Source organism: Bacillus sp. EB106-07-01-XG149, from assembly GCF_058791555.1.
In genome coordinates, this window is record NZ_JBYTDP010000002.1 from 346,996 (window position 1) to 362,971 (window position 15,976).

A 15,976-nucleotide genomic window follows, 5' to 3' on the forward strand; every position below is an offset into this window, starting at 1 on the left:
GAAATTCCATAAGATGTATGTCTACATCTATCATACTATAAACATACTAAAAAATCAAAATATTTAATATAATAAAAATAGAAGGAATTAACCTTCTATTCTGTTAATGCGTATAAAAATTTTTGTAAAATTTTCTCTGTCGTTTCATTCAATTTCGGTAACTTATCTACTGGAAAATATTGAAGCTTCAACCCTTCATGATCGAGCCTTAATTCTCCACTCACATGATGCCCCTGATACAGATGAATGACATTAAAAATTTCATCTCCATTTGGATAACGGAAATATACTTCCTTTCCTGAAAGGACACCAAGAAATTGCATTATTTTTGCAGTTAACCCCGTCTCCTCGAATAATTCTCGACGAGCAGTTTCTTCCGTCGTTTCTCCTAGTTCCATCGCGCCGCCAGGTACACCCCAATCATATGTATCTGAACGATATTGAAGCAATACTTCTTGATTATCATTTAATATAATTATTGCTGACCCAACAAGAATAAGTGGTCTTGTACCAACGACTTTGCGTAACTCTTCAATATACCCCATTATGTAAAATCTCCTTTCCTCACCCTCCCTTATCATAACAAAATTTTTCTCCTTTTGTTGATGTAATTTCCAAGAAAAAAAAGGAAGCTTTCGCTTCCTTTTTTTCATTCTTATTTCTTAAAACTTTCATATTTTACAGCTTCAAAAGCTTCTTCAATTTCATCATTACGATAATGCACGTATGTAAAACGCCCTAATTCTACTAATCTTGCTATTTCTTGTAACGCTTTATGTTGCTCATATGTTTCCCCCAGCTTAATATGTACATAAAACTTCATTAATGGATGTTCATATAAAGGTTCTCCCACCTCTACATATACATCTTCCACACCTTGCACAACTCTTACATAACTTGCAAATTGATAAAGAGCTTCTCTGTCTGAAACGATTTTTAATGTATACATATATTCTCCCCCTTTTCTTTACTATATCAAAAAGATGATCACACCATGTTATAGAACTATGAAATTTTTTCGACTTGTAATAAACAAGGCGTTTATCCATACATAGGAGCTTTTTTCCACATATATTATAAGAAGAATTTTTTCAGTTGAGGTGTTCCTTATGGATCCATACGTCAATATATGTATTTGCATTACTCCAGGCGCCGATATTTCTGATGACCGTATCGCAAAAGATTTAGCAGTTGCAGAGTCAATTTGGCACCCGATTACATTTCAAATTACAGACGTAATTATTTTAAATGAACTTTTCCGTTTTTCTGACCGTGAAATTAGTTATAAAAATTCTATTCAAAGTCAGGAAAAATTAGCATCCTTTTTCCAGACTTGTGTAAATGAAGCACCTGAATGCGACCTTTACATTTGTTATATTGGCAGTGATTATTTCAAAGAAACAGCCGTAATTGCCTGCGCTTACTCTTTAGCAAAACAACAGCAACTTACTGGTTATATCGTTTTAACAAATTCGGCTGCCCCCATGAAAAATATATATACGCTCGCTCACGAAATCGGTCATATTTTATTTACAAGACGTGTTCACGGAAAACTTACTCACGCAGATCCTCATTCTCCAACTGGCTCGGAGCACCATCCCTCTCCAACAAATCTTATGTATCCGATAGTCCCACGCCCTGAAAATGTCCATATTCAGTCACTATTAACGAACGAACAAAAAGCACTCTCTTTACAAAGTGCTTTATTGCAAAGAAAAAAACAGTAACCGTCACGTTACTGTTTAAAACAACCTATTCCAATCAACAAACGAAAGCCCGGCTGCAAAGGATACACTATACACCAAAACGGCATCCCTCTAAAAATCAAAATATAGTATTTCTTTGGAAATAATTTTTTGTATATCCAGAGCAGCCACTTTTTTTGAACTACTCGTTTACACTTTTTCTCTCTTCAATTTTTAAAGACCATCTCATTAATCCATATATACTTCCATACATAAGTAATATCTTTGCAATTCCCCAAAATACATTTTTTTCTTCTAATTCTTTAAATATAAACATAATCGTTAAAGGAACAATTAGCACCAAAACACCCATCCAACCAAGGACATACACTTCACCAACGAAAAGTAATAAAAAGATACTTGCTGCTAATATATATGTTTGTATTGTCGACAATTGCAAAATAGGTGTCCCGTACCATTTATCAATAAACATCAATAATACTAATAATAAGATGGGAACCATTACTATTACGTAAATAATTCCGAACTCTACAAACTTATTTTTAAAAGAAGACATTCTAAATGCAACAATGGTTCCAATAATCGTAATGATTAAGACGATAGGATAGCCAATTAACTGTATATTCGTTAGTGTAAATTGCTGATTCGGATTATTAAATAAAATATGAGTTAATATCCAATACCCGCCAATACCAATTATCATGGCAAGAATACTCTTTATACTCCCGCCTTTATCCTTATCCATTTCTTTCGCTAATTCTTCCGCATATTCTTTTGGTGAATCACCGAATATATCACTTACCGTCTTTCCCTCTTTCTCGCCTTCTATTAAATGAAGTTCTGCATCTTCTAGAAAGGCGTCCACATCTTCTTCTTTCATTCCTTTTGTTATTAAATACACTTTCGTATCGATTAAAAACTTTTCTCCTTCTTTAGAAATCTGCATGATAACCCCTCCCTCATTTAACCGTTACTCTTCTATTCGTCTTCATCATAATTTCAAGGAAAATTAAAATAAACAAACTTCCGTATAAACATATAATTTGAAATAAAATTGGCACGAGATCCTCTGATGTAAATGTTTTAAACAGTAACATAATCGAAAGCGGAATAATTAAATATAAGTTTTTAAACCATCCTTCAAAATACATATTTATCGCTACTGTGATAAGAAAAATAGCTCCAGCTAATATATAACTTTGCGTTTGGGTGAATGTAAACATTTTTGTAGGATATATTACATCTAATATCGTAACAACCCCTATTAAAAACATCGGCGCAATCATAACTAAAAACCACATAGAAAACCACGTTTTTGTAAAACTTGTTACGAATGTCATTTTACGAAGTAAAAAATTGGGACCCATTACAGCTACGATCAATGTAAAACTATACCCAACGCACTGAATAAGTGAAATCTGTAACATTCCGTTATTCACTATTAAAATAGAAGCAATAATCCAAAACGATACGATATTCATTACTGTAAAACCAATTTGCTTCCACGTTTCCTGTCTATCCCTTTCCATTACTTTTACAAGTTCATTTGCATATTCTTTCGGTGAGCTTCCGAAAATATCTTCTACACTTTTCCCATCACTCTCACCCTCAATTAAATAGAGTTCCGCATCTTCTATAAAATTTTCAATATCGCTTTCTTTCACACTCTTTGCCGCTAAAAATAATCTCATTTCTAATAAAAAATTTCGTGCTTCACTTGATAACATTATTTTTTTCTCCCCTTCCCTTCAAGTAGACGCTCTACACTACTTTGCATCGCTTCCCAGCGATCCATAAATTCATTAAGTGCTTCCTCACCTTTTTCTGTTAATGTATAATATTTCCGCTTTGGACCAGATGGAGATTCCTTCATTACACTTGTTATTAATCCTTCCTTTTGCATTCGTATTAATAACGGATAAATACTTCCCTCACTCGCCATAGTAAAGCCATACTTCGCTAGCTTTTCACTCATTTCATAACCGTATATTTCACCTTCAGAAATAATAGCAAGTAAGCATCCTTCTAAAATCCCTTTCAGCATTTGACTTGTCGACATAATTCAAATCCTTCCACTATCTTGTTTTACAAGATAGATAAGTGTAAGTATCTTGCTTTACAAAATAGTATAGCAGAGACTATTTTGCAAAACAAGATAGCTAACGATATTTTTCCAAATCTTTGCAGGATTTTTATAAACCACTCTCTAAATAGAGCAATATGAGAATTTTATTATGAAGGGATGTTTTTCATCATGGTCACAAATCGAGTTGTTTTTTTAACAGGCGCTGCAAGTGGCATTGGTTATGAAATGGGAAACGCTTTTGCAAAAGAAGGTGCAAAAGTTGTGATTACCGATCGTCTTGAAGAACGTGCAAAAGAAGCTGCTGAACAATTACAAAAAGAAGGCTATCAAGCTATCGGTTTAAAATGTGATGTTACATCTGAAGAAGAAATTACCGCTGCAATTTCTCAAACCGTTACGCATTTCGGTTCATTACATATATTAATTAACAACGCAGGAATGCAGCACGTTTCACCAATTGAAGATTTTCCAACTGAAAAGTTCGAACTACTTATTAAAATTATGCAAATCGCTCCTTTTATCGCAATTAAGCATGCCTTCCCAATCATGAAAAAACAAAAGTATGGCCGAATTATTAATGTAGCCTCCATTAATGGCCTCGTTGGATTTGCAGGAAAATCCGCCTACAATAGCGCGAAGCATGGCGTAATCGGATTAACAAAAGTTGCAGCTTTAGAAGGCGCTACTCACGGAATTACCGTTAATGCGCTTTGTCCTGGTTATGTCGATACCCCACTTGTACGTAATCAACTACAAGATTTAGCTACTACACGAAATGTACCACTTGAAAATGTTTTAGAAGATGTTATTTATCCACTTGTACCACAAAAACGCTTATTGCAAGTACAAGAAATCTCTGATTATGCTATGTTTTTAGCGAGTGAAAAAGCAAGAGGTATAACTGGACAAGCCGTTGTTATCGATGGTGGTTATACTGCTCAATAAAGTGAAGGCTTTTACTTCCCATTAATGCGAGGTAAAAAATAAAGTTTGCTCACGAAGAGCAAACTTTATTTTACTTTCTATCGCGAGGACCTTCCTACTTTAGTAATTGTTTAGGGAGTTTCTCGATTGCAACAATTACCCCATCTAATTTACTTTCAATACGATGGAGTAAATATAATGTTACAACAATCGGAAACCCTACATTACCTATCATCCTGATCCACTCTTCCATCTTTCTCTCCCCCTTTCATTATATAAATAAGAGTACGAAATACATTTAGGCATAAAAAAACAAGCTATTATGTATTAGCTTGTCTTTCAAATAATGATGCAATTTCCCGTTTATAATCTCCATGTATGATGCCTTTTTCAGTAATAATACCTGTAATTAATTCATTCGGTGTTACGTCAAATGCAGGATTATAAACATCAGTTCCAATTGGCGCCACTTGTTTTTCAAAAATTTTCGTAACTTCGGTTTCATCTCTTTCTTCAATAACAATTTCTGTACCTATTTGTTTCGTAATATCAAACGTAGATAACGGAGCTGCAACGTAAAATGGAATATCGAAATACTTTGCTAATATAGCTAAATTCATTGTTCCGATTTTATTTGCTGTATCTCCATTTGCGACAATTCGGTCCGCTCCTACAATAATTGCGTTTATTTCTTTCGTTTGAATAGCATGCGCTGCCGTATTATCTGTAATAAGTGTTACATCAATATTTGCCTGTTTTAATTCCCATGTCGTTAAACGCCCGCCTTGTAAAACCGGTCTCGTTTCACACGCATACGCATGTAAACGTACACCTTTTTCTTTCCCAATATAAAACGGTGCTAATGCAGTACCATATCTAGCAGTTGCAATACTTCCAGCGTTACAAATTGTTAAAATGTTATCACCGTCTTTAAAGCATGTTAATGCATGTTCTCCAATACTCCGGCATACCGCTTCATCTTCTTGCTGAATGAGAAGTGCTTCTTCTTCTAATATTTTTTGTGCTTCTTTTATTTTAGTAATTTCTCGAATGGATTCTCTCATACGATCGATTGCCCAAAATAAATTGACTGCTGTCGGGCGTGACGTTCCTAAATAATTACAATCTCTATTAAACTTCTTTTGAAATTCTTCCATATGTACAGTATTATATTTTTTTGATGCAAGCGCCAAACCAAATGCAGCTACAATTCCAATTGTAGGTGCTCCTCGTACTTCTAGCATGACAATACTTTTCCATACCTCTTCAATCGTCGTTAATGTTTTGTATTCTGTACTATGCGGCAACTTTGTTTGATTTAATACTGCAATGGCATCACCTTTCCAACTGACAGACCTCGGAACAGTAACAATTGTACTCATGCTTTTACCCCTCCAGAAACTGTCTGTTGAAATAACGTTCGGAACAGTTGAATGTCAGCGCTCTTAGATTCATATTTTATTAGTTCTTTACCTAAGGATAGCGCTTGTTTTTTAGCTTGGATTCTCGTTTCTTTATTTGCTATTTCATCTAAATCAGCTACATGTGCTAAACCAATTGTTCTACGTATAAGCTCACATCCAGCAAATCCAACGGCATCCGTAAAAATATTTTGCAAAATAATTGGCAACCATTGTTTCTCTTTCGTATATGCTTCTACGCCTTCTCCAATCCATAATTTCGTAAAAGCTTCTACAAAATAACTCCATGTTTTCTCAATATGGAAAAATAGCACACTTCTTTTTTCCTCTTCACGGGATAGTGCATTTAATAATAAATTTGCAATAAATTGACCAAGGTCAAATCCAAATGGACCGTATGTTGCAAATTCTGGATCAATTACTTTCGTTTCAGCAGGTGATGAAAAAATACTACCAGTATGTAAATCACCATGAATAAGCGCTTCTTTTCTTGTTAAGAACTTATATTTATATTGCGCGACTTTTAATTTTAAATTTTTGTCACTCCACAGTTCATCCACCGCTAGTTGTAACTCTGGTTCATAATCATTCGTATCATAATGACTAAACGGATCTGTAAACACTAAATCTTCCGTAATTTTACTAAGATCTGGATTAACAAATTCACTATCTAACACTCTTTTCTCTTCTGATTGTAAACCGAAATCTGAAGTATAAAACAAAACATGTGCTAGAAAGCGACCAATATGTTGGGATAAAAGTGGGTACTCCTCTCCATCTATTAATCCTTTTCTTGTAATTGTTAGCCTTGATAAGTCTTCTATGACCGTTACTGCTAACTCTTCATCATGACTGTACACTACCGGCACATATTCCGGCACATACTTCGCAAAAATTTGTAATGCTTTACTTTCAATCGTCGCTCTTTTTATAGACAGTGGCCAGCTCTCACCAACTACTTTCGCATATGGCAGTGCTTGTTTTATTATAATAGACTTCTCTCCATCATCTAATTTGAACACGTAATTTAAATTTCCATCTCCAATTTCATGACAAACTACATTTGCTTTCTTTTCAAAATAACCGTGTTCTTTCGCATATTGTATAGCTGTTGTTTCAGTTAATGAATAATATCCCATCGTCTTCTCCCCCTTTTTTAAATTCAGAGGTTTTTCTGACGTAGAAAAACCTCTTTCCACAAAGAAAGAGGTTTGAAGTTTATCTTCTCCCCTCTTATCTGCCAGAAAGGTTTACTTTCTGCTGGAATTAGCACCGTGCCTTTTGGCGTAAATAAACGCCCCATTTCACAATGGTATTACGGTCGGTTGCTGGGCTTCATCGGGCCAAATCCCTCCACCTGCTCTTGATAAGAGTTGTATAATTTTTTGAATTTTTAACTTTATGTTGAAGACTATACCAAGAATAAAAATCACTTGTCAATATTTTATTTGTATAATTCTGGACGACGATCTGCAAAAACTGGAATTCCTTTGCGTACTTCTTTAATTTTCTCAAAATGAAGCTCTCCAAATAAAATTGATTCTTCTTCATTCGCTTCTACAACAACTTCGCCCCAAGGATCGACAATTAAAGAATGACCGGCAAACTCATTATTCGGATCCTTTCCTGCCCTATTACATGCAACAACATAACACTGATTTTCAACTGCTCTTGCTTGCAATAGCAAACGCCAATGAGCTAAACGAACCAATGGCCATTCTGCTACAACAAATAAAACTTTTGCACCTTTAGCAGTATGAACACGCATCCACTCCGGAAAACGAATGTCATAACAAATTGTACCGGCGCACTCTACATCATCTAGCTTAAATTCACCTGTACTATTTCCAGCGATTAAATATTTATGTTCATCCATAAGCTGAAATAAATGTACTTTACTATATTCATTGACTAGTTCTCCTTCCTTGTTTACCACATACATTGTATTTGTAACACCTTGCTCTGTTTGCTTCGCTATAGACCCACCGACAATATGTACACCATATTGCTTCGACCATTCTTTCAGCTTTTCTTTCGTTTGCAATCCATCCCTATCTGCAATTTCAGTAAGCCTCGTTAAATCATATCCCGTTGTCCATAGTTCTGGTAAGACAATAACGTCTGGTCTTTCCTTCATCGCTTCGCTTATTTTATTTTTAGCATTCTCAATATTTTTTTCTACATCTCCAAAGACAATGTCCATTTGAATACATGCGACTTTCATTTTGTCAGCCCCATTCATAATTTTTTCTTTACAAAATACTGGAAAGATTATATCATTTGTCACTAGAATTGTAACAACTTTCAAAAGAGGTGGAAAGTATGAAATTATTTCAACCTTCTGAGATAGTAACATCATTGCCAACACAATTTTTCGCTTCACTTGTTGCAAAAGTTAACAAAGTCGTAGCAGCTGGTCACGATGTTATTAATCTTGGTCAAGGTAATCCAGATCAACCAACACCGCAGCATATCGTAAAAGCTTTACAAGATGCTGCTGAAAAGACCATTCATCATAAATATCCGCCATTTCGCGGACACGAAAGTTTAAAAGAAGCCGTGGCAACATTCTATCAACGCGAATATGATGTAGTAGTAAATCCAAAAACAGAAGTTGCTATTTTGTTTGGTGGAAAAGCTGGATTAGTAGAATTACCACTTTGTTTTACAAACCCTGGTGATACTATTCTCGTTCCAGATCCAGGCTATCCAGATTATTTATCAGGAGTTGCTTTAGCAAAAGCACAATTTGAAACAATGCCGCTTATTGCAGAAAATAATTTTTTACCAGATTATACAAAAATTGATGCCACTACCGCTGAGCGTGCAAAGTTAATGTTTTTAAACTATCCAAATAATCCTACCGGTGCTACTGCATCAAAAGATTTCTTTGATGAAACCATTCATTTTGCTAATAAACATAATATATTAGTCATTCATGATTTTGCTTACGGTGCTATTGGATTCGATGGTCAAAAACCTGTTAGTTTCTTGCAAGCAGACGGTGGTAAAGATACAGGTATTGAAATTTACACTCTATCGAAAACTTTCAATATGGCTGGATGGCGCATCGCTTTTGCTGTAGGGAATGAAAGTGTGATTGAGACAATTAACTTATTACAAGATCATATGTATGTTAGTATTTTTGGTGCAGTTCAAGATGCTGCCCGCGAAGCACTATTAAGTTCACAGTCTTGCGTAATAGACCTTGTAAATAGTTACGAATCTCGAAGAAACGCTCTTGTTTCAGCTTGTCACTCAATTGGTTGGAATGTAGATATTCCAACAGGCTCATTCTTTGCATGGCTTCCTGTTCCGAAAGGATATACATCTGAGCAATTTTCTGATATTTTACTAGAAAAAGCACACGTTGCAGTTGCTCCTGGTGTTGGATTTGGTGAACATGGCGAAGGATATGTCCGTGTTGGTCTCTTGCATACAGAAGATAGATTACGAGAAGCCATTAATCGAATTGATAAATTAAATTTTTTCAAAAAATAATTGACAACATGAAAAATATCTGACAAAATTCAGTTATCTTAAAAATTTAAACATTTCTAAATACTTCTTATCAAGAGCAGGTGGAGGGACGAGCCCGACGAAACCCGGCAACCGATCTACAATTGTAGACACGGTGCTAATTCTCGCAGCATTATGCTGACAGATAAGGAGCTGGTTGTAAAAAAACCTCTCCTTAGCTGAGAGGTTTTTTTATTTAACTAGGAGGTTTTAACAATGAGCGGAATTATAGCAACGTATTTAATCCATGATGATTCACATAACTTAGAAAAAAAGGCCGAGCAAATTGCACTCGGTTTAACAATTGGCTCTTGGACTCATTTGCCACACTTATTGCAAGAACAATTAAAACACCATAAAGGCAACGTCATTCATGTTGAGGAACTAGCTGAACAAGAACATACCAATTCGTATTTACGTAAAAAAGTTAAACGCGGGATTATTAAAATCGAATATCCGTTATTAAACTTCAGTCCGGACTTACCAGCAATTTTAACAACTACATTCGGAAAGCTATCACTTGATGGTGAAGTGAAATTAATCGACTTAACATTTTCAGACGAGTTAAAACAATATTTCCCTGGTCCAAAATTCGGGATAGATGGTATTCGAAATCTTTTACAAGTGCATGAGCGTCCCCTTTTAATGAGTATTTTTAAAGGAATGATTGGACGAAATATTGGTTATTTAAAAACGCAATTACGCGATCAAGCAATTGGTGGTGTAGATATAGTAAAAGATGATGAAATATTATTTGAGAATACATTAACACCACTTACGAAACGCATTGTATCTGGAAAAGAAGTTTTACAATCCGTATATGAAACATACGGACATAAAACGTTATATGCCGTAAATTTAACAGGACGAACTTTTGATTTAAAAGAAAATGCGAAACGCGCAGTGCAAGCTGGGGCAGATATTCTATTATTTAACGTATTTGCTTACGGACTAGATGTACTACAATCACTTGCAGAAGATGATGAAATCCCAGTTCCTATTATGGCACACCCTGCTGTAAGTGGTGCTTATTCAGCATCCAAGTTATATGGAGTTTCCTCTCCATTATTACTAGGAAAGCTACTACGTTATGCTGGGGCTGACTTTTCATTATTCCCATCTCCATACGGAAGTGTTGCTCTAGAAAAAGAGGAGGCTCTTGCTATCTCAAAATATTTAACTGAAGACGATGCATTTTTCAAGAAGAGTTTTTCTGTTCCGTCTGCTGGTATTCACCCTGGTTTCGTTCCCTTTATTCTACGAGATTTCGGTAAAGATGTTGTTATTAATGCTGGCGGCGGGATACATGGACATCCGAGTGGAGCGCAAGGGGGCGGTAAAGCTTTCCATACTGCAATTAATGCTACTTTGCAAAATACACCACTCCATGAAGTAGATGACATAAATTTGCATAGTGCACTTCAAATATGGGGAAATCCCTCTCATGGGGTGAAATTATGAGTATTCAAGTATTTTGTGATTTCGATGGCACGATTACAAATAATGATAACATTATGTCCATTATGGAAAAATTTGCACCACCAGAAGCCGAAGAAGTAAAGAATAGAATTTTATCACAAGAGCTGTCTATTCAAGAAGGTGTTTCTCAATTATTTCAATTAATACCTACTAGTCTACACGATGATATGATTCAATTTTTAATAGAAACTGCTGAAATCCGTAGTGGTTTTCATGAATTTATACAATTTGTAAATGAAAATAACATTTCTTTTTACGTTATATCAGGTGGAATGGATTTCTTCGTCTATCCACTCTTACAAGGAATCATTCCAAAAGAGCAAATTTACTGTAATGAAACAGACTTTTCAAATGAATTCATTACAGTTAAGTGGCCTCATCCTTGTGATCATCATTGTCAAAATCATTGCGGATTATGCAAATCATCTTTAATCCGTAAATTAAGTGATACGAATGACTTCCATATTGTGATTGGAGATTCAATTACTGATTTACAAGCTGCGAAACAAGCAGATAAAGTATTTGCTCGCGACTTCCTTATTACAAAGTGTGAAGAGAATTATATTGCTTATACACCGTTTGAAACATTTCACGATGTTCAAACCCAATTAAAACATTTGTTGGAGGTGAAATCATGAAACAACTTTTTCGTCAATGGTATGACTTAAGCGAGATAAAAAAAGAATTAACAACACGAAATTGGTTTCCAGCAACGAGTGGTAATATTTCTATAAAGGTTAGTCATGAGCCACTTACTTTTCTTATTACAGCAAGTGGTAAAGATAAAACAAAAACTACTCCAGATGATTTTCTATTAGTAGATCATCTAGGGCTTCCCGTATTAGAGACTGAATTACGCCCTTCAGCAGAAACAATATTGCATACACATATTTATAACAATACGAATGCTGGGTGCGTACTTCATGTTCATACAACTGATAATAATGTCATCACAAATTTATATAGTGATGCAGTCACCCTTCAAAATCAAGAAATTATTAAAGCTCTCGATATTTGGGAAGAAGGTGCAACAATTCACATTCCTATTATCGAAAACCATGCCCATATCCCAACGCTTGGAGAAAACTTCCGAAAACATATACAAGGAGATTCGGGAGCAGTATTAATCCGTAACCACGGTATTACCGTATGGGGCCGAGATAGCTTTGATGCAAAGAAAAGATTAGAAGCTTATGAGTTTTTATTCCAATTTCATATAAAACTATTATCAATTCAAGGAGGCGTTTCTAATGGCGCAAATTCGTATTCATGAAGTAAATACTCGCATCGAAAATGAAGTAGAAGTATCTAAATTTCTACAAGAGGAAGGCGTTTTATATGAGAAATGGAATATTTCTAAGCTTCCTACTCATTTAAATGAAAATTATTCGTTAACAGATGAAAACAAGGCTGAAATATTAGCTGTGTTTTCAAAAGAAATCGCTGATGTTTCAGCGCGCCGAGGCTATAAAGCACATGATGTAATTTCACTTTCAAATAGCACACCTAACCTTGACGAATTATTAATTAACTTCCAAAAAGAACACCATCATACCGATGATGAAGTTCGCTTTATTGTTAGTGGTCATGGCATCTTTGCTATTGAAGGAAAAGATGGGAAATTCTTTGACGTTGAACTTGAGCCAGGCGATCTCATATCTGTTCCTGAAAATGCAAGACATTATTTTACCTTGCAAGATGATCGTCAAGTTGTAGCTATTCGTATTTTTGTTACAACTGAAGGCTGGGTTCCAATTTATTAAGGTAGTTAGTTGAATAAAAGGACTTGGATCCCCTTTTCCAACCTTTTATTCACTCTACATATATACATCCTCCTATGGAACAGGCTTATTTCAAAAAGTGAAATAAGCCTGATTTTTTATTTTCTCAAACATATGAGTCCTTCTATGCCAAAACAATCTCCCCTTCTATTTTTTAAGCAAATTTTTCAACACTTTTTGAACATTTATTGAACTTTTTTTGATTTTTTCTGAAAATTCTGTTTTGTGTATGATATACTACAATTAAATAAAAAGGAAAAGAATATCGCAAACAGAGGGGGATAATCATGAGTTTACTTATCGCACTTATACTAGGGGTTACGTGTGGAGCACTTCCTGTTATTCTAGGAGCTATTATGGAAGAGTTGGAAGTTGGTGTTTTAGGTTTTGTCGCATCTTGTGTAAGCGCTTTATTTTTTGGCTTATTCGGTGCTATTCCTGTTTCAATTCTGTGTGCATTTTATATAGTACGCCATGCTCGTGCAAAACAATTCGGTCCTAATCACATCGCGCAAGTTATTCCATTTCCAATCGAACGATGCCGCAGAGCTTCTAGCTTATAATTATAAAAATTAAATATACCTAAATAAATAAAAGTCCTCAAATGAGGACTTTTATTTATTTTCTTCTAGAAATTGAAACAATTCTTGTAAGTGCAAGGCGTCTTCACTATAGCTAACAGATACGTGACATATACCGTCAATCTCTGCTTGCATATAAAGATCAACCCCATCTCGATCATATTTCAATGCCAAATAAAACTCCATTTCTTCTAACATCTTTTTTGAAGTTCGAATAACATAATGCCCCTTCTCATCTCTTCCATATTCGAATTCCGGCCCAAAATCATATTTTTGTTTAAAAGCTTCTTTTTGTTTTTCACTAATTTGTATACAAGTTGCTCGTTGTACATTATCAATCATCTCATCAAATCTTTGTAGATCCATCTCATTTACCCCTTTATGTATTTTTTGTATAACACTTGTGTTCCGCTATTCTCTTCCCCATCTTTTATTAACTCCTCATACAATTGCTTCGCCAAACTTAAACCTGGTACTGGTAATTGCAATTTTTCAGCCTCATCTAAAGCTATCTTCATATCTTTCATAAAGTGCTTTACATAAAACCCTGGTTCAAAATCTCCCTTTAACATTCGAGGAGCTAAGTTACTCAATGACCAACTACCTGCTGCTCCCGTTGAAATACTTTCTAATACTTTATCCGGATCTAGTCCAGCTTTTTTTGCATAAGCAACAGCTTCACATACTCCAATCATGTTAGAAGCAATCGCAATTTGATTGCACATTTTCGTATGTTGTCCACTTCCAGCTGGTCCTTGCAACTGAATGTTTGTTCCTAGTTTTTCAAATAACGGTAAACATTTTTCATATATTTCTTTTTCACCACCGACCATAATTGCGAGCCTTGCTTCTTTCGCACCAACGTCTCCTCCAGATACAGGCGCATCTAACGTATATACATTCTTACTTTTACCGGTTTCATTAATACGTTTTGCCAATGTTGGTGTAGATGTCGTGAAATCAATTGCTATCGTACCTTCATTTGCATTCTCCAAAATCCCATCTATCCCAAAGTACACTTCTTCTACATCATGTGGATATCCAACCATAGTCATTACAACATCAACTTGCTTCACTAACTCTTTCGGTGTATCACACCAATTCGCACCATCTTGCACTAAAGAGTCTGTCTTCATTTTCGTTCTATTATATACATATACTTGATAGCCGTCTTGCATTAAATGACGCACCATACTTTTTCCCATTACACCAATACCGATGAAACCTATTGATACATTTTTACGTTCCATTTTCTCATCCCCTTTGTTCTAATAAATCACTTACCATCTTTCGAAACTCATTATTAAAATCATCATCTATACTATTTTTCACATTTGAAAATAATATAACAAAAGTGCCTTTTTCTTTATTAAAATTATTGAAAGTGTTCCAACCAGATAGTACACCATGATTATGAAAATAATCCGGATATATGTAAAAACTATATGCATATTTTCGTTCTGTTGAAGGTGAAAACATCGCTTGTCTACTTTGTTCAGAAAGAAGTTTCCCATTTATAATCGCTTCGTCTAACTTCTTCATATCGCCAACTGTCGTATACATCTCACCGCATCCGTATAACCACTCCATTAACAATTTTTGTGCAGGTTCAAGTACATTCTCTTTCTTTACATATCCTTTAGTAAAATGCTGATCTCCCTGAGCCATATTTCCCATACCAGATTCATGCATTTCTGCTTTAGTAAATATATTTTCTTTTATGTAATCTCCTAAAGGTTTTTTTGATATGCTTTCTATAATATAGGCAAGCACCATATAATTATAATCTGTATATCTCCAACCTGCGCCTGGTGGAAATTCTAACTTTTGACTTCCAATCCAATTTACTAAATTTATACGAGAAGCTGCATTCACTTTCCCTTTTCCGCTTTCTGGTAAACCTGATGTGTGTGTTAACAAATGATATAAGGTGATATTTTTATCTACCGGAAAAGAGGGAATATATTTATTTACATTATCTTGAATATTTAACTTCCCTTGTTCCTGCAGCTGTAAAATAGATGTGGCCACGACTGTTTTCGTAATAGAACCGACACGATATTTTGTTTGAGGCGTATTTTCTATCTTATTTTGAACATCAGCATATCCATATCCTTTATTCAATATAACATGCTCTTTATCTGTTACTAAAACTGTTCCATTAAATTGCTTTCCTATTAAATATTGATCTAACTTTTGAGATATACTAGCATAATCAATTTGTTGTTCTTCTTTTTCTTCTATATTCTCTTGTACTTCTGATTCAATAGTAGGATTCACCTTAGTTGTTAATACAGTGCTTTCCTTTATATTGGGATTATAGAGAAAATAGTATACTCCACCACAAACTACAGCAGACAGCGAAGCCATCGTCATTATTTTTTTTATCATGTTGTTCCTCCATAATTCCTTCGTCCAAAATCCCCCCCACATTCTATTATCAAACAATAAAAAAAAATCGCAACAATTTGTTGCGAAA

Annotated in this window: 20 protein-coding genes, 1 pseudogene and 2 riboswitches; of the genes and pseudogenes, 8 read left to right on the forward strand and 13 right to left on the reverse strand. The window is 34.9% G+C overall.

Going from position 1 to position 15,976, the window contains the following annotated elements; all coding sequences use genetic code 11:
* Window positions 1-95 precede the first annotated feature (95 nt).
* Both AC3WTA_RS07750 and AC3WTA_RS07755 read right to left on the reverse strand, forming a co-directional pair.
* Window positions 96-545, reverse strand: a complete 450-nt coding sequence (locus AC3WTA_RS07750) for an NUDIX hydrolase (protein WP_000540530.1) — start codon at window positions 543-545, stop codon at window positions 96-98.
* Window positions 546-655: 110 nt separating this feature from the next.
* The gene (locus tag AC3WTA_RS07755) at window positions 656-949 is read right to left on the reverse strand and encodes a DUF3928 family protein (protein ID WP_000288329.1); all 294 of its coding nucleotides are present in this window, start codon (window positions 947-949) and stop codon (window positions 656-658) included.
* A 160-nt stretch (window positions 950-1,109) separates the two neighbouring features.
* On the opposite strand from AC3WTA_RS07755, the gene AC3WTA_RS07760 reads away from it, so the two are divergent.
* On the forward strand, window positions 1,110-1,727 hold the full coding sequence (locus tag AC3WTA_RS07760) for an ImmA/IrrE family metallo-endopeptidase (protein ID WP_000371616.1): 618 nt from the start codon (window positions 1,110-1,112) through the stop codon (window positions 1,725-1,727).
* Between the two features lie 15 nt (window positions 1,728-1,742).
* On the opposite strand, the pseudogene AC3WTA_RS07765 reads toward AC3WTA_RS07760, so the two are convergent.
* From AC3WTA_RS07765 to AC3WTA_RS07780, 4 genes and pseudogenes are all read right to left on the reverse strand, one after another.
* Window positions 1,743-1,879 (reverse strand): annotated as a pseudogene (locus AC3WTA_RS07765) (DNA-binding protein); the annotation flags it as partial.
* An 8-nt stretch (window positions 1,880-1,887) separates the two neighbouring features.
* The gene (locus AC3WTA_RS07770) at window positions 1,888-2,652 is read right to left on the reverse strand and encodes a DUF1129 domain-containing protein (protein ID WP_001167270.1); all 765 of its coding nucleotides are present in this window, start codon (window positions 2,650-2,652) and stop codon (window positions 1,888-1,890) included.
* A 13-nt stretch (window positions 2,653-2,665) separates the two neighbouring features.
* Window positions 2,666-3,433, reverse strand: coding sequence for a DUF1129 domain-containing protein (locus tag AC3WTA_RS07775; RefSeq protein WP_000952900.1), 768 nt, complete (start codon window positions 3,431-3,433; stop codon window positions 2,666-2,668).
* The gene (locus AC3WTA_RS07780; RefSeq protein WP_000107987.1) at window positions 3,433-3,765 is read right to left on the reverse strand and encodes a PadR family transcriptional regulator; all 333 of its coding nucleotides are present in this window, start codon (window positions 3,763-3,765) and stop codon (window positions 3,433-3,435) included. Before AC3WTA_RS07780 ends, AC3WTA_RS07775 begins: the two co-directional genes overlap by 1 nt.
* 195 nt (window positions 3,766-3,960) lie before the next feature.
* Here AC3WTA_RS07780 and AC3WTA_RS07785 point away from each other — a divergent pair, with 195 nt between their 5' ends.
* On the forward strand, window positions 3,961-4,737 hold the full coding sequence (locus tag AC3WTA_RS07785) for a 3-hydroxybutyrate dehydrogenase (RefSeq protein WP_000258444.1): 777 nt from the start codon (window positions 3,961-3,963) through the stop codon (window positions 4,735-4,737).
* A 94-nt stretch (window positions 4,738-4,831) separates the two neighbouring features.
* Here AC3WTA_RS07785 and AC3WTA_RS07790 read toward each other — a convergent pair whose 3' ends face one another.
* The 4 genes from AC3WTA_RS07790 to AC3WTA_RS07805 all read right to left on the reverse strand — a co-directional run bounded on the left by AC3WTA_RS07790 (window position 4,832) and on the right by AC3WTA_RS07805 (window position 8,445).
* A complete protein-coding gene (locus AC3WTA_RS07790; protein ID WP_000393342.1) occupies window positions 4,832-4,969 on the reverse strand; it encodes a YvrJ family protein in 138 nt (45 codons plus the stop codon).
* 67 nt (window positions 4,970-5,036) lie between these two features.
* Window positions 5,037-6,098: an S-methyl-5-thioribose-1-phosphate isomerase gene (gene mtnA, locus AC3WTA_RS07795; RefSeq protein ID WP_492332858.1), complete on the reverse strand. Its 1,062-nt coding sequence runs from the start codon at window positions 6,096-6,098 to the stop codon at window positions 5,037-5,039.
* Window positions 6,095-7,276 (reverse strand): S-methyl-5-thioribose kinase, encoded by a 1,182-nt coding sequence (gene mtnK / locus AC3WTA_RS07800; protein ID WP_000542694.1) that lies wholly within the window; start codon window positions 7,274-7,276, stop codon window positions 6,095-6,097. Before mtnK ends, mtnA begins: the two co-directional genes overlap by 4 nt.
* Window positions 7,277-7,367: 91 nt before the next feature.
* A riboswitch (SAM riboswitch) is annotated at window positions 7,368-7,510 on the reverse strand.
* A gap of 71 nt (window positions 7,511-7,581) precedes the next feature.
* Entirely contained in the window at window positions 7,582-8,445 is an 864-nt protein-coding gene (locus tag AC3WTA_RS07805; RefSeq protein ID WP_000869877.1) for a carbon-nitrogen family hydrolase, read from the reverse strand.
* A gap of 14 nt (window positions 8,446-8,459) precedes the next feature.
* Here AC3WTA_RS07805 and AC3WTA_RS07810 point away from each other — a divergent pair, with 14 nt between their 5' ends.
* From AC3WTA_RS07810 to AC3WTA_RS07835, 6 genes are all read left to right on the forward strand, one after another.
* Window positions 8,460-9,638 (forward strand): pyridoxal phosphate-dependent aminotransferase, encoded by a 1,179-nt coding sequence (locus tag AC3WTA_RS07810; RefSeq protein WP_000765522.1) that lies wholly within the window; start codon window positions 8,460-8,462, stop codon window positions 9,636-9,638.
* 64 nt (window positions 9,639-9,702) lie between these two features.
* A riboswitch (SAM riboswitch) is annotated at window positions 9,703-9,808 on the forward strand.
* Window positions 9,809-9,872: 64 nt separating this feature from the next.
* Window positions 9,873-11,117 (forward strand): 2,3-diketo-5-methylthiopentyl-1-phosphate enolase, encoded by a 1,245-nt coding sequence (mtnW, locus tag AC3WTA_RS07815; protein WP_070169105.1) that lies wholly within the window; start codon window positions 9,873-9,875, stop codon window positions 11,115-11,117.
* Window positions 11,114-11,773 (forward strand): 2-hydroxy-3-keto-5-methylthiopentenyl-1-phosphate phosphatase, encoded by a 660-nt coding sequence (mtnX, locus tag AC3WTA_RS07820; RefSeq protein ID WP_000027482.1) that lies wholly within the window; start codon window positions 11,114-11,116, stop codon window positions 11,771-11,773. The genes mtnW and mtnX overlap by 4 nt, the downstream gene beginning before the upstream one ends.
* Window positions 11,770-12,408, forward strand: coding sequence for a methylthioribulose 1-phosphate dehydratase (locus AC3WTA_RS07825; RefSeq protein ID WP_000811321.1), 639 nt, complete (start codon window positions 11,770-11,772; stop codon window positions 12,406-12,408). The genes mtnX and AC3WTA_RS07825 overlap by 4 nt, the downstream gene beginning before the upstream one ends.
* The gene (locus tag AC3WTA_RS07830) at window positions 12,386-12,898 is read left to right on the forward strand and encodes a 1,2-dihydroxy-3-keto-5-methylthiopentene dioxygenase (RefSeq protein WP_000057317.1); all 513 of its coding nucleotides are present in this window, start codon (window positions 12,386-12,388) and stop codon (window positions 12,896-12,898) included. The genes AC3WTA_RS07825 and AC3WTA_RS07830 overlap by 23 nt, the downstream gene beginning before the upstream one ends.
* A 305-nt stretch (window positions 12,899-13,203) precedes the next feature.
* Window positions 13,204-13,479, forward strand: coding sequence for a hypothetical protein (locus AC3WTA_RS07835; RefSeq protein WP_000054671.1), 276 nt, complete (start codon window positions 13,204-13,206; stop codon window positions 13,477-13,479).
* Between the two features lie 51 nt (window positions 13,480-13,530).
* Here the strand turns inward: AC3WTA_RS07835 and AC3WTA_RS07840 are convergent, their stop codons facing one another.
* Genes AC3WTA_RS07840 through AC3WTA_RS07850 form a run of 3 tightly spaced genes read right to left on the reverse strand, consistent with a single transcriptional unit; the run spans window position 13,531 to window position 15,888 of the window.
* Window positions 13,531-13,863 (reverse strand): DUF3909 family protein, encoded by a 333-nt coding sequence (locus AC3WTA_RS07840; protein ID WP_070169106.1) that lies wholly within the window; start codon window positions 13,861-13,863, stop codon window positions 13,531-13,533.
* A 5-nt stretch (window positions 13,864-13,868) separates the two neighbouring features.
* On the reverse strand, window positions 13,869-14,747 hold the full coding sequence (locus tag AC3WTA_RS07845) for an NAD(P)-dependent oxidoreductase (RefSeq protein WP_098828591.1): 879 nt from the start codon (window positions 14,745-14,747) through the stop codon (window positions 13,869-13,871).
* Window positions 14,748-14,751: 4 nt separating this feature from the next.
* A complete protein-coding gene (locus tag AC3WTA_RS07850) occupies window positions 14,752-15,888 on the reverse strand; it encodes a serine hydrolase (RefSeq protein ID WP_000591954.1) in 1,137 nt (378 codons plus the stop codon).
* Between the last annotated feature and the right edge of the window lie 88 nt (window positions 15,889-15,976).

Excerpts from the sequence above, each read along its gene's own strand:
- AC3WTA_RS07810 (WP_000765522.1), top strand. The coding sequence starts at position 8,460 with ATGAAATTATTTCAACCTTCTGAGATAGTAACATCATTGCCAACACAA.
- AC3WTA_RS07825 (WP_000811321.1), top strand. The coding sequence starts at position 11,770 with ATGAAACAACTTTTTCGTCAATGGTATGACTTAAGCGAGATAAAAAAA.
- AC3WTA_RS07850 (WP_000591954.1), bottom strand. The coding sequence starts at position 15,888 with ATGATAAAAAAAATAATGACGATGGCTTCGCTGTCTGCTGTAGTTTGT.
- mtnW (WP_070169105.1), top strand. The coding sequence starts at position 9,873 with ATGAGCGGAATTATAGCAACGTATTTAATCCATGATGATTCACATAAC.
- AC3WTA_RS07845 (WP_098828591.1), bottom strand. The coding sequence starts at position 14,747 with ATGGAACGTAAAAATGTATCAATAGGTTTCATCGGTATTGGTGTAATG.
- mtnX (WP_000027482.1), top strand. The coding sequence starts at position 11,114 with ATGAGTATTCAAGTATTTTGTGATTTCGATGGCACGATTACAAATAAT.
- AC3WTA_RS07785 (WP_000258444.1), top strand. The coding sequence starts at position 3,961 with ATGGTCACAAATCGAGTTGTTTTTTTAACAGGCGCTGCAAGTGGCATT.
- AC3WTA_RS07755 (WP_000288329.1), bottom strand. The coding sequence starts at position 949 with ATGTATACATTAAAAATCGTTTCAGACAGAGAAGCTCTTTATCAATTT.
- AC3WTA_RS07830 (WP_000057317.1), top strand. The coding sequence starts at position 12,386 with ATGGCGCAAATTCGTATTCATGAAGTAAATACTCGCATCGAAAATGAA.
- AC3WTA_RS07775 (WP_000952900.1), bottom strand. The coding sequence starts at position 3,433 with ATGTTATCAAGTGAAGCACGAAATTTTTTATTAGAAATGAGATTATTT.
- AC3WTA_RS07770 (WP_001167270.1), bottom strand. The coding sequence starts at position 2,652 with ATGCAGATTTCTAAAGAAGGAGAAAAGTTTTTAATCGATACGAAAGTG.
- mtnA (WP_492332858.1), bottom strand. The coding sequence starts at position 6,098 with ATGAGTACAATTGTTACTGTTCCGAGGTCTGTCAGTTGGAAAGGTGAT.
- AC3WTA_RS07760 (WP_000371616.1), top strand. The coding sequence starts at position 1,110 with ATGGATCCATACGTCAATATATGTATTTGCATTACTCCAGGCGCCGAT.
- AC3WTA_RS07840 (WP_070169106.1), bottom strand. The coding sequence starts at position 13,863 with ATGGATCTACAAAGATTTGATGAGATGATTGATAATGTACAACGAGCA.
- AC3WTA_RS07835 (WP_000054671.1), top strand. The coding sequence starts at position 13,204 with ATGAGTTTACTTATCGCACTTATACTAGGGGTTACGTGTGGAGCACTT.
- AC3WTA_RS07790 (WP_000393342.1), bottom strand. The coding sequence starts at position 4,969 with ATGGAAGAGTGGATCAGGATGATAGGTAATGTAGGGTTTCCGATTGTT.
- AC3WTA_RS07750 (WP_000540530.1), bottom strand. The coding sequence starts at position 545 with ATGGGGTATATTGAAGAGTTACGCAAAGTCGTTGGTACAAGACCACTT.
- AC3WTA_RS07780 (WP_000107987.1), bottom strand. The coding sequence starts at position 3,765 with ATGTCGACAAGTCAAATGCTGAAAGGGATTTTAGAAGGATGCTTACTT.
- mtnK (WP_000542694.1), bottom strand. The coding sequence starts at position 7,276 with ATGGGATATTATTCATTAACTGAAACAACAGCTATACAATATGCGAAA.